The organism is Cupriavidus sp. 05L310, from assembly GCF_056398185.1.
This window is the reverse complement of the sequence record NZ_JBFTOX010000115.1, coordinates 1-10,357: the sequence shown is the minus strand read 5'-3', so window position 1 is coordinate 10,357 and position 10,357 is coordinate 1. Positions and strand designations below refer to the sequence as shown.

The 10,357-nt window shown below is 66.4% G+C and carries 11 protein-coding genes; 3 read left to right on the top strand and 8 right to left on the bottom strand.

Features of this window, described 5'->3' with window-relative positions:
• Nucleotides 1-290 precede the first annotated feature (290 nt).
• The 3 genes from ttcA to AC1DS6_RS41705 form a co-directional block, all read right to left on the bottom strand.
• A complete protein-coding gene (gene ttcA, locus AC1DS6_RS41715) occupies nucleotides 291-1,223 on the bottom strand; it encodes a tRNA 2-thiocytidine(32) synthetase TtcA (RefSeq protein ID WP_045236154.1) in 933 nt (310 codons plus the stop codon).
• A gap of 138 nt (nucleotides 1,224-1,361) precedes the next feature.
• On the bottom strand, nucleotides 1,362-1,763 hold the full coding sequence (locus AC1DS6_RS41710; protein WP_035870426.1) for a dihydroneopterin aldolase: 402 nt from the start codon (nucleotides 1,761-1,763) through the stop codon (nucleotides 1,362-1,364).
• 61 nt (nucleotides 1,764-1,824) lie between these two features.
• Nucleotides 1,825-2,652 (bottom strand): SDR family oxidoreductase, encoded by an 828-nt coding sequence (locus AC1DS6_RS41705; protein WP_477104705.1) that lies wholly within the window; start codon nucleotides 2,650-2,652, stop codon nucleotides 1,825-1,827.
• 15 nt (nucleotides 2,653-2,667) lie between these two features.
• Between AC1DS6_RS41705 and AC1DS6_RS41700 the strand changes: the two genes are divergently transcribed.
• Together AC1DS6_RS41700 and AC1DS6_RS41695 are read left to right on the top strand one after the other, a co-directional pair.
• The gene (locus AC1DS6_RS41700) at nucleotides 2,668-3,867 is read left to right on the top strand and encodes a class I SAM-dependent methyltransferase (protein WP_441635704.1); all 1,200 of its coding nucleotides are present in this window, start codon (nucleotides 2,668-2,670) and stop codon (nucleotides 3,865-3,867) included.
• Between the two features lie 29 nt (nucleotides 3,868-3,896).
• On the top strand, nucleotides 3,897-4,091 hold the full coding sequence (locus AC1DS6_RS41695; RefSeq protein WP_035870430.1) for a DUF2905 domain-containing protein: 195 nt from the start codon (nucleotides 3,897-3,899) through the stop codon (nucleotides 4,089-4,091).
• A gap of 7 nt (nucleotides 4,092-4,098) precedes the next feature.
• Here the strand turns inward: AC1DS6_RS41695 and AC1DS6_RS41690 are convergent, their stop codons facing one another.
• From AC1DS6_RS41690 to AC1DS6_RS41675, 4 genes are all read right to left on the bottom strand, one after another.
• Nucleotides 4,099-5,334 carry a multifunctional CCA addition/repair protein gene (locus AC1DS6_RS41690; protein ID WP_441635702.1) on the bottom strand — a complete coding sequence of 412 codons (1,236 nt, stop codon included), beginning with the start codon at nucleotides 5,332-5,334 and terminating at the stop codon, nucleotides 4,099-4,101.
• A gap of 8 nt (nucleotides 5,335-5,342) precedes the next feature.
• Nucleotides 5,343-6,032, bottom strand: coding sequence for a glutathione S-transferase family protein (locus tag AC1DS6_RS41685; RefSeq protein WP_441635700.1), 690 nt, complete (start codon nucleotides 6,030-6,032; stop codon nucleotides 5,343-5,345).
• A gap of 222 nt (nucleotides 6,033-6,254) precedes the next feature.
• Complete coding sequence (locus tag AC1DS6_RS41680; RefSeq protein ID WP_441635698.1) at nucleotides 6,255-7,280, bottom strand: complex I NDUFA9 subunit family protein; 1,026 nt, start codon at nucleotides 7,278-7,280, stop codon at nucleotides 6,255-6,257.
• A 95-nt stretch (nucleotides 7,281-7,375) separates the two neighbouring features.
• Entirely contained in the window at nucleotides 7,376-9,328 is a 1,953-nt protein-coding gene (locus AC1DS6_RS41675) for a lytic transglycosylase domain-containing protein (protein ID WP_441635697.1), read from the bottom strand.
• 96 nt (nucleotides 9,329-9,424) lie between these two features.
• Here AC1DS6_RS41675 and AC1DS6_RS41670 point away from each other — a divergent pair, with 96 nt between their 5' ends.
• Nucleotides 9,425-10,033 (top strand): 5-formyltetrahydrofolate cyclo-ligase, encoded by a 609-nt coding sequence (locus AC1DS6_RS41670; RefSeq protein ID WP_441635695.1) that lies wholly within the window; start codon nucleotides 9,425-9,427, stop codon nucleotides 10,031-10,033.
• 129 nt (nucleotides 10,034-10,162) lie between these two features.
• Here AC1DS6_RS41670 and AC1DS6_RS41665 read toward each other — a convergent pair.
• On the bottom strand, nucleotides 10,163-10,357 hold a 195-nt coding region (locus AC1DS6_RS41665), incomplete at its 5' end, for an IS3 family transposase (protein ID WP_477104500.1).

The following is a 10,357-nucleotide window of genomic DNA, read 5'->3' as shown; positions in this document are numbered from 1 at the left end:
GTGTACCAGGCCGTATGGGGCGTCCTCGTCGGCAGGTGAAAAGAGCGGAAAAGAGGGGGCCATGTTTGAGCATCGCCTTAAGGCGATGTGAGTTTGGCCCCCGGCCGCTCTTTTCGCCTGCCGACGAGGAGGGGGTCGCCCCATCCGGCGCGCCTTTTTTGCCTACTTTTTTGGCAAGACAAAAAAGTAGGTCGCCGCCCCGAAGGGGTGGTGAAACTGCCTTTGACTTTAAGCCTTTGACGTTGACGTTAGGCAGTTGCAAGTTGCAAGTTGCAACCAACAACAAACCCTCACTCAACAACAGCCCCACCCACCACCCCCTTCTCAAACCGAACAAACTCCAACTTGTTCTCCTCCATCCCACCAGCAAAAACCAACGGCTGCTGCGAAAAGGTGGTCTCGCCAAACAGCGCAGCCTCATCCACCTTCGCCAACCCGGTAGCCAGCCCATTGAAGTCAAACAAATCCGTATCTGCCAGATGCGAAGGCACCACGCTACGCAGCGCGGCAAAGATATTGTCGGTGCGGCCCGGATTCTGCCGCTCCCACTCGACCAGCATCTCCTTGACCTTCTTGCGCTGCAGGTTCTCCTGCGAACCGCACAGATTGCACGGAATAATGGGGTACTCCATGGCGCGCGCGTAGGCGGCGATGTCCTTTTCCGGGCAGTAGGCCAGCGGACGGATCACGATATGCTGGCCGTCGTCGGTGGCCAGCTTGGGCGGCATCGCCTTCATCTTGCCGCCGAAGAACAGGTTCAGGAAAAAGGTCTGGATGATGTCGTCGCGGTGGTGGCCCAGCGCGATCTTGTTGGCGCCCAGTTCCTTGGCGGTGCGATAGATCACGCCACGGCGCAGCCGCGAGCACAGCGAGCAGGTAGTCTTGCCCTCGGGCACCTTCTCCTTGACGATGGAATAGGTATCCGCATCGACGATCACATATTCCACCCCCACCGATTTCAGGTAGGCGGGCAGGATATGCGCGGGGAAGCCCGGCTGCTTCTGGTCAAGGTTCATCGCGATCAGCTTGAACTTGACCGGCGCGCGCTTCTGCAGCGCCATCAGCACCGACAGCATGGTGTACGAGTCCTTGCCGCCAGACAGGCACACCAGCACCGTGTCGCCATCCTCGATCATCTTGAAATCGCCGATGGCACGGCCCGTCTGCGACTGGAGATAGGTCTCCAGGCGGAAGAAGTTCTTGGAATGCGTGGTGGCGGTCATGGCAATAAGGCGACGGGGCGACGGAGACAACAAGGAAAAGGCGAAGCGGCGCACAGTGCGGCAGTTGCATCACATGCAGGCTGCCGGGGCCGGACAACCGGGTATTTTACCGTGGCCGGCCTCCCCGCGCCGGCCGGCTTACTCGCTCTTGATATGGAAAACCTCGACGCCGACGGAATCGCAGTCCGGGTAGACGTCGGGCTTTTCGGTCGATACGCGCACGGCGCGCACCTTGGGGTGCTTGAGCATGGCGCGCGCCACGTCGTCGCACAGCGTTTCCTGCAGGTGGACGTGGCCTTGCGCCATGCGCTCGGCCACGGTGTTGCGCATGAAGTCATAGTCCACCACTTCCTGCAGCTTGTCGTCGTGCGGCGTGCTCTGGGCCAGCGGCACGAACAGGTCGATATTGATCAGCACGCGCTGCTCGCCTTTTTTCTCGAATTCGTGCACGCCGATATTGATCTGCACTTCGTAGTTGCGCAGGAACATGCGGCGGCAGTCCTGCAGGCTGGGGTGTGTGAGGGCGGCGAGCATGGTCATGATGGAGAGAGGGGAAAAAGTAGGAAAAGGCACGCGCGGTCTGGGACGCGCGCCGGGTACGTCATTCGGTCAGGAACATCACGTCGCGCGCGAGCGGCATCAGGTGCTGGCCGCCGTCGACGTAAAGCGTGGTGCCGGTCACGGCGCGCGCCTCGGCCAGGTAGGCCACGGCCTGCGCGATGTCCTCGGGAGTGGACGACTGGCCCAGCGGCGTCATGCGGTGGGCGCGCTTGAAGCCGGGGCTCGACTGGTCGCCTGAAACCATGGTGATGCCCGGCGCCACGCCCACCACGCGCAACTTCGGCGCCAGGGCCTGGGCCAGTTGTACCGTGGCGGTCTGCAGCGCCGCCTTGGACAGCGTGTATGACAGGAAATCCGGATTGAGGTTGTCCAGCTTCTGGTCGAGCAGGTTAATCACCACGCCGCGCTGCTTGTCCGACAGCGCCCGATGCATTTCGCGCGCCAGCAGCAGCGGCGCGGCCACATTGGTGCGCATATGCGTGTCGAGCGAGGCATAGGAAAAGCTGGTCGCCACGTCATATTGGAACAGCGAGGCATTGTTGACCAGGCAGGTCGGCACGCCCAGCGCTTCGCTGCAGGCAGCGATCAGTCTGGCGGTGGACGCCTCGTCGGCCAGGTCAGCCTGCAGCACCGCCGCCCGGCGGCCGCCGGCGCGGATCTGCCCGGCCAGCGTCTCGGCCTCGGCCAGCGAGCGGTGGCAGTGGACCGCCACGTCCCAGCCGCGGGCGGCCAGTTCCAGCGCGATCACGCGCCCGAGCCGGCGCGCGGCGCCGGTCACGAGCGCAACGCCGCGCGCGGGGGTAGCGGAGGCTGCGGCGGCGGTGGCGCCGGCAGGCGATGCGGAGTCAGGAGATTCGGAGGCTGGCATTGCTACAATCGCGGTATGCACAAAGGCGCTAGTTTACCCCTTCCCCCCGCGGACGCACTCTCGGCGTCCGCCGCGCTGACCGCGCACATCGGCCAGGCCATCGACGACGCAGGCGGCTGGCTTGGTTTCGACCGTTATATGGCGCTTGCGCTATATGCGCCCGACCTGGGCTACTACAGCGGCGGCGCCGCCAAGTTCGGCCGCGACGCGCGCGACGGCAGCGACTTCATCACCGCCCCCGAACTGAGCCCGTTCTTCGCCCGTACGCTCGCACGCCAGTTCGCGCCGCTGCTGGCGCAGGGCCTGTCGCAGTTGCTGGAATTTGGCGCCGGCACCGGCCGGCTCGCCGCCGACCTGTTGCTCGCGCTGGAGCAGGAAGGCCAGTTGCCTGAGCGCTACGACATCGTCGAACTGTCCGGCGAGCTGCGCGCGCGCCAGCAGGCCACGCTGGCCGAACGCGCCCCGCACCTGGCGCCGCGCGTGAGCTGGCTGGATACGCTGCCCGGACATTTCGAAGGGATCGTCGTCGGCAATGAAGTGCTCGATGCCATGCCGGTGCGGCTGTTTGCCCGCAGCCATGGCCGCTGGCTGGAGCGCGGCGTAGCCCGCCGGGACGACGATGCCGGTGAAACGGACGCCGCCTTTGTCTTTTCCGACCGCCCGGTAGCAGCCGACGCCCTGCCCGAAGCGCTGCACGCCGTGCCCGGCGACCACGACATCGTCACCGAAACCCACGCCGAGGCGGAAGGCTTCATGCGGGCGGTGGGTACGATGCTGACGCGTGGCGCGGTATTCCTGATCGACTACGGTTTTCCCACTGCGGAGTATTACCATCCGCAGCGGGTCGGCGGCACGCTGATGTGCCACTACCGCCATCACGCCCACCCGGATCCCTTCCTCTACCCCGGCCTGCAGGACATCACCGCCCACGTCAACTTCAGCGGTATCGCCCACGCCGCCGCCGATGCCGGGCTGACCGTCGCCGGCTTCGCCTCGCAGGCGCGCTTCCTGATGAATGCCGGCATCACCGAGTTGCTGATGGCGCTGGACCCCAACGACACGCGCAATTTCCTGCCTGCGGCCAATGCGGTGCAAAAGCTGCTGTCCGAGGCCGAAATGGGCGAGCTGTTCAAGGTCATCGCGCTGACCCGCGACTTCGATGCGGCGCTGCCGCTGGCGGGATTCGCGCGCGGCGACCGCAGCCACGCGCTATAGTCCAGGCACCTCACCTCAGGCACGCCAACATGCTGCGCTGGACTTTCACCATCTTCCTGGCCGTCATCGTGCTATCGGCGGCGCTGCCGTGGCTGCAAAAGCTGGGGCTGGGCCGGTTGCCGGGGGACCTGCGGTTCCGGTTGTTCGGACGGGAGATTGTGTTGCCGTTTGCTTCGACGATCTTGTTGTCGATGGTGGCGTTGCTGGTAGGAAAGCTGCTGTAGCGGCCCCCTACTCTCCCAGCCGCGCCGCCACCGCCGCCACCCGCGCCGCATGCACGCGATCCTTGATCAGGCTGACGTTGTCAGCGCATTCCCGCGCCACCGCCCCCGCATCCACCGAAGCCGCCGCCTCCAGCGCCATCAATAACCGCGCCGTCTGCGGATACTCCCGGTCCTCGAACCCGAGCCGCCCGCGCGCATCGGCCTCGCATGCCTGCAGCGCCTGCGCAAAACGCCCCGGCTTGCGCAGCGCATCGCAACGCTCCAGCAGGCGCGTCAATGCCGCCGCGCCGAACGCCTCCGAACGATGGATATTGCCGTGCTCGCGCGCCACCACCACCGCCAGATCGCGGCAGTCGGTCGGCACGCGCAGGCGCTTGCAGACGGCTTCGAGCAATTCCACGCTGCGCTGCTCATGTCCGAGATGGCGCGGCAGCACATCATCCGGCGTAGTGCCCTTGCCCAGGTCATGCACCAGCGCGGCAAAGCGCACCGCCAGCGAGCCTCCCATCGCGGCGGCGGTATCCACGACCATCATCACGTGCACGCCGGTATCCACCTCGGGATGGTAATCGGCACGCTGCGGCACGCCCCACAGCCGGTCCAGCTCGGGCAGAAGGCGCGCCAGCGCGCCGCATTCGCGCAGCACCTCGAACATGCGCGAGGGCCGCGCCTCCATCAGGCCGCGCGCGAGTTCCTGCCAGACGCGCTCGGCCACCAGCGCGTCGACCTCGCCGGCCTCCACCATGCGCCGCATCAGCACCAGCGTCTCGGGCGCCACGGTGAAATCGATGAAACGCGCGGCAAAGCGCGCCACGCGCAGGATGCGCACCGGATCTTCGGCAAAGGCATCCGATACATGCCGGAACTGCCGCGCGGCAAGATCGCGCTGTCCGCCGTAGGGATCGATCACGGGGCCGGCGAGCGCGCCGCCGTCGTCCACCGCCTGCGCCATGGCGTTGATGGTGAGGTCGCGCCGCACCAGGTCGTCTTCCAGCGTCACGTCCGGCGAGCAGTAGAAAGCAAAGCCCTTGTAACCCGCCGCGGTCTTGCGCTCGGTGCGGGCGAGCGCGTACTCCTCCCTGGTCCGGGGATGGAGAAAGACCGGGAAATCCTTGCCCACCGGCTTGTAGCCGGCGGCTTCCATCTCGGCCGGGGTCGCGCCCACCACGACGTAGTCGCGGTCCTGGCTGGGCTGGCCCAGCAAGGCGTCGCGGATGGCACCGCCTACGGCATACACCTGCATGGACATGCTCAATGGTTGATCACGATCGCGTCGGCGCGATCGGGGGCCAGCCGGTAGGGCTCGTCGGACGCCAGGAAGTCGCGCTCTTCGCGCGCATCGGCGATCCAGGCCTGCATGGCCGGCAGCGCGAGAATGAAGTCCGCGTATTGCTTGGCGGCATCGGGCAGGTGGATGCCATAGGTGGCAAAGCGGCTGACCACCGGCGCGAAGTACGCATCGGCGATGGTGAAGGTGCCGAACAGGAACGGACCGTCGGCGGCATGGCGCGCGCGCAGCTCGGACCAGATCGTGGCGATGCGGCTGACATCGCGCTGTACCGCCACGTTCCAGCCGCGGCCCGGCAGCACCGCGGTGACGTTCATCGGCAACTGGCTGCGCAGGTTGACGAAACCCGAATGCATCTCGGCGCAGATCGAGCGCGCGTACGCCCGCTGCGCGCGGTCGGCAGGCCACAGTTGCTTCTCGGGGAAGGATTCGGCCAGGTATTCGGCAATCGACAGCGTATCCCACACGGTGATGTCGCCATCGACCAGCACCGGCACCTTGCCCGTGGGCGAGTGCTGCGCGACGGCTTCCTCAAACCCCGGCGCGAACAGGCGCACCTTGATTTCCTCGAAGGCGATGCCGGCATGCTGCATCAGCAACCAGGGGCGCAGCGACCAGGACGAGTAGTTCTTGTTGCCGATGACGAGCTTCATCGCGAAATCCTTGCAGGAAACATGGGGGAGAGTGAGGCCGGGGCAAACCGCCACGCGATGGGGCGGGCGGGACAACGCGCCGGCGAACGAACCATTGTAGCCAGCCGCGCCGAGCCCCTCAAAGCGAATTACGCTCGCAGCGATGTGAATCCAGGTCACAAGCGGGCAGCCTGGCCGGGTGCCTGATCAACCTGCGCCCGGCCGCGCCGGGCGGCTGATGGCTCAGCGATATACGCTACGCCGCAGAACCTGCATATAGCTCTCGTGCCCACGGCCCGCCAGCACGTCGGTCATCACCACTTCGAGCCCCACCGGCTGGCGCAGGCCAAGTTCGGGCGCGATAGCCCCGTGCATGACGCTGTCGAGCCGCATGGAGTCGAGGTTGTCGCGCGACATCACCGGCGCGCCCGGCAAATGTTCCAGCATGGCCGCCTGCACGCGCGCGAGCGCGTCAGGCAGGTGCAGGACCGGGCGCGGATGGCCGCTGGCGCGGCCGGCATAGCGCACCAGTTCCTCCAGCGTATAGACCTGCGGTCCCGCCAGGTCGTAGGCGCGGCCGATGGTAGCCGGCGCGGCCATGGCGTTGACGAAGGCCTGCGCCACGTCCTCCACGTACACCGGCTGAAATTTCGCCTGCGCGCAGGCCAGCGGCACCACCGGCGCCAGTTGCTGCATATGGGCGAAGAGATTGAGGAAATGATCGTCGGGGCCGAAGATCACGGACGGCCGGACGATGGTCCAGTCCAGGCCGCTGTCGCGCACGACGCGCTCGCCGTCGCCCTTGCTGCGCAGGTACATCGACGGGCCCGAGCTGTCGGCGCCCAGCGCGCTCATGTGCAACAGCCTGCGGACACCGGTGCGCCTGCAGGATTCCACGATGCGCCGCGGCACCTCCACATGCGCAAAGGCGAAAGCCTCGCCGTAGGGCTCGGCGCGTTCGCCGTGGAGAATCCCGATCAGGTTGACGACGATGCCCTCGGTGCCGAGCGTGCCGATGGCCGCGTCCAGCGCGACATCGTTTCTCACGTCCAGCCCGGTCACCTCCACCCGTGGCAGCAGCAGCAGGTGCTGCGCGTGCTCCGCGTCACGGGTGGCGACCACGATGCGTTCAGGGTCGAGGGGCGGCTCCACGACGGTGCCAGGCTCCAGCGGCGTGGCCGATGCGGTGGCAACGCCTGCCAGCCGGGCTACCAGATGACTGCCGACGAAGCCGGCCCCTCCGATCACTAGAACATTGCTGATCTGCATGGATTTCTCCGTGGCAAGGCATGACTGGCGCGTTCTCCAGGGCTGGTGAACGCACCGGCAACCGCATTGGCCGGCAGACCGCGCGCCCCTGAGGCTCAGGGCAGGCTGGTGGTGGTGACCTGCGACGGTGCCACCATGCCCAGGCGATCCTTGAGCGACTGCGGCCGGCCGCTCATCAATGCAGCATAGTACGTGGCGTTGGACAGCACGTTCTTGACGTAGGTCCGGGTCTCCGAAAAAGGAATGGTCTCGGCGAAGATCGCGCCCTCGACCTGGCGCTGCAGGCTGGAGCGCCAGCTCTTGGGTCGGCCGGGACCCGCGTTGTAGGCAGCCGATGCCAGCGTCCAGGAACTGTCCAGGTCGGTAAAGACCATGCTCATGTAGTTGGTGCCAAGCATGATGTTGACATTGGGATCGCTCATCATCGACGGCGAGAAGTCCGACATGCCGATCTTGCGTGCGACCCACTTGGCGGTGGCCGGCATCACCTGCATCAGCCCGTGGGCGCCCGCCGAGGAGCGCGCGTTCATGATGAAGCGCGATTCCTGGCGCACCAGGCCGTAGGCCCATGCCATGTCCAGGCCCACTTCGTCGGTGGCACGCTGCATGATGTCGCGGTACGGCATCAGGAAGCGCAGCGAGAAGTCGTGCTCGGCCTGGGTGCGGTCGGCGGTGTTGACTGCGCGGTCCAGCAGCTCGATGCGGCGGGCGTAGTCGGCGGCGGCCAGCAACTGGCGGTCAGTCATGCCGCGCAGCTCCCAGTTCCACTCGCGGTTGCCCTCGAAGCGCAGGTTGAGATCGTATAACTTCTGCGCCCGCAGGAAGCCCGGGCGGGTGCGCATGGCGTTGACCTCGGCATCGCTGACCTGGGTGCGGGCCGGCAGCACGATGCGATTGCCCAGTTCCTCGCTGGCCAGCTGGCCGTAGAAGCTGAACTGGCCGGCAATCGACTGGAACTGCTTCTCGGCCTCGGCGCCACGGTTGTCCGCCTTGAGCGCGCGGCCGTACCAGTAGGTCCAGGCCGGGTCCTTGGCGCGCAGTTCGGGGCGCATCAGTTCCACAGCCTGGCGCACCTGCTTCCAGTCGCCCTGGCGCAGCGCGGCGCGCACGCGCCACTCCTGGGTTTCGTCGGACAGCCACTGGTTGCCGCCCTGGTCGATCTGGCGGCGGTAGTAGCCGGCGGCTTCGGGCGCCAGCTTCTTGGCCGCGAACTGGCCGATCACGCCCCAGCCGGAGCCCTGCTCGTCGCGCGACAGGCTGCCGGCGTTGGCACTCAGGAAAGCCGCGGCCTGGGCGGGATCGTTGCGCGCCATCTTGACCACGGTGGCGAGCGTGTTGCTGTCGCCGCGCGTGTCAGGCGCGGTGGCGGCGATGCGCGCGGCCAGGGTCACATAGTTCTGCTCGAGCGCCTGGCGCGCCTGGAAAGCCACGTCGCTGGGCTCGATCTGGCGGCTTTGTGCCAGGTAGCCGATCAGGTCGACACAGCCTTCGCCGTAGTACCTCGGATCGCTCAGCGCGGCGCGTGCATCCGCCGCCACGTTCTGGCCCTTGAGCGCACGCGACAGCAGCGCATAGCATTCGACCTGCGTATCGTCCTTGAGCACGAACTGCGGGTATTCGACGTCGAAATTGGCCCAGTCGCGCTTCTTGCCCAGCACCAGCAGCCAGTCGTTGCGCATGCGGTCGGCAATGGCTTCGCCCTTGTAGCGCTGCAGGAAAGCGCGCACCTGGTCGTCGGGGGCGTCGATACGGGCCAGGCCGCTGGCGTCGAACATCTGCGGCTTGATGCGGAAGTACTCGACGTAGGACGAGATCGGGTAGTCCACCAGGGTGGCGGAGATGGCGTCGGCGCGGACCACGTCGTTCTTGCGGGCGGCTTCGCGCAGCGCCACGAAAGCGTCGTCGGGGTTGCTCGGGATGGTGAGCGACTGCGGTTGCTGTTGCGGCTGGGGCTTCTTCTGCGCAAATACCGGCGTGGCGAGCAGCGCGCACGCGATTGCCGCCAGGGCGGCCTTGGCCGCACGCTGCGGATATACTCCCTTCGGCATTCTTCTTCCTTGTTGTGACGGTCGGGCAAGCCCATTCGAGGGCGCTCGTCCGACCGTGCAATGTTTGGTCAACCGCAGACATTATCCCACGCAGCCATGCCAAGCGACGACGTTCGCGACCCCTCCGGCGAGCCCGGAAAGCCTGATCCCGGCGTGCAGCGAGCGGCGCTGCGCCGCCAGCTGCTGGCGCTGCGCGGCGCATTGCCACAGCGCAGCGCCGCAGATGCCGGCATCGAAGCCACGCTGAGCGCACTGCTGGAGCGCCTGCCCGTGCATCGCCTGGGCTTCTACTGGCCAATCCAGCAAGAGTTCGACGCCCGTGCCGTGGTCTCGCGCTGGCTGGCCAGCGCCCCCGGGCGGCAAGCGGCCCTGCCGGTGGTAAGCCGGCCGGGCTCGCCGCTGGATTTCCACCTGTGGGAGCCGGCTACGCCGATGATTGCCGGGCATTACGGCATTCCCGTGCCCGACGGCACGCCGCCCTTGCTGCCAGACGCCCTGCTGATTCCATGTGTCGGTTTCAGCGCGAATAAGTTCCGCCTGGGCTATGGGGGTGGGTTCTATGACCGCACGCTGGCGGCGCTGGCTGCCGGCGGGAACGCGCCGGTTGCGATCGGCATCGGGCATGAGGCCTGCCGGATTGCGTTGGAGCCGCAGGAGCATGATTTGCCGATGGATTGGGTGGTTAGTGAGGGGGGGGTGTTTTGAGGGATTGGGGATGTGTCTTATTGTGGGGGTGCTCGCGGTTTCTTTGAGCGGCGGTGGCTCTTGCGCCCAACGGGCCGTACGACATCCCCTGAGATTCCCCTTGTTTTTCGCCTTCCAAGGGTAAGGGAGTCAAGCCGCCATGTCCCGTGGGTGTTCCCAGTCCCGGAGGTACTGTGCCGGGGACACATAGCCGAGCGTGGAGTGTCGGCGGCTCCGATTGTAAAAGATCTCGATGTAGTCAAAGAGATCGTCTTTGGCTTGCTCGTGCGTGGCGTAGCGCTGGCCATGCACCCGCTCGTTTTTCAGACTGTTGAAGAAGCTCTC

What these genes read in the sequence shown, in the direction of transcription:
- AC1DS6_RS41690 (WP_441635702.1), bottom strand. Translation starts at nt 5,334, where the DNA reads ATGCAGGTGTATGCCGTAGGCGGTGCCATCCGCGACGCCTTGCTGGGC.
- ttcA (WP_045236154.1), bottom strand. Translation starts at nt 1,223, where the DNA reads ATGACCGCCACCACGCATTCCAAGAACTTCTTCCGCCTGGAGACCTAT.
- AC1DS6_RS41675 (WP_441635697.1), bottom strand. Translation starts at nt 9,328, where the DNA reads ATGCCGAAGGGAGTATATCCGCAGCGTGCGGCCAAGGCCGCCCTGGCG.
- AC1DS6_RS41685 (WP_441635700.1), bottom strand. Translation starts at nt 6,032, where the DNA reads ATGAAGCTCGTCATCGGCAACAAGAACTACTCGTCCTGGTCGCTGCGC.
- AC1DS6_RS41695 (WP_035870430.1), top strand. Translation starts at nt 3,897, where the DNA reads ATGCTGCGCTGGACTTTCACCATCTTCCTGGCCGTCATCGTGCTATCG.
- AC1DS6_RS41710 (WP_035870426.1), bottom strand. Translation starts at nt 1,763, where the DNA reads ATGACCATGCTCGCCGCCCTCACACACCCCAGCCTGCAGGACTGCCGC.
- AC1DS6_RS41700 (WP_441635704.1), top strand. Translation starts at nt 2,668, where the DNA reads ATGCACAAAGGCGCTAGTTTACCCCTTCCCCCCGCGGACGCACTCTCG.
- AC1DS6_RS41670 (WP_441635695.1), top strand. Translation starts at nt 9,425, where the DNA reads ATGCCAAGCGACGACGTTCGCGACCCCTCCGGCGAGCCCGGAAAGCCT.
- AC1DS6_RS41705 (WP_477104705.1), bottom strand. Translation starts at nt 2,652, where the DNA reads ATGCCAGCCTCCGAATCTCCTGACTCCGCATCGCCTGCCGGCGCCACC.
- AC1DS6_RS41680 (WP_441635698.1), bottom strand. Translation starts at nt 7,280, where the DNA reads ATGCAGATCAGCAATGTTCTAGTGATCGGAGGGGCCGGCTTCGTCGGC.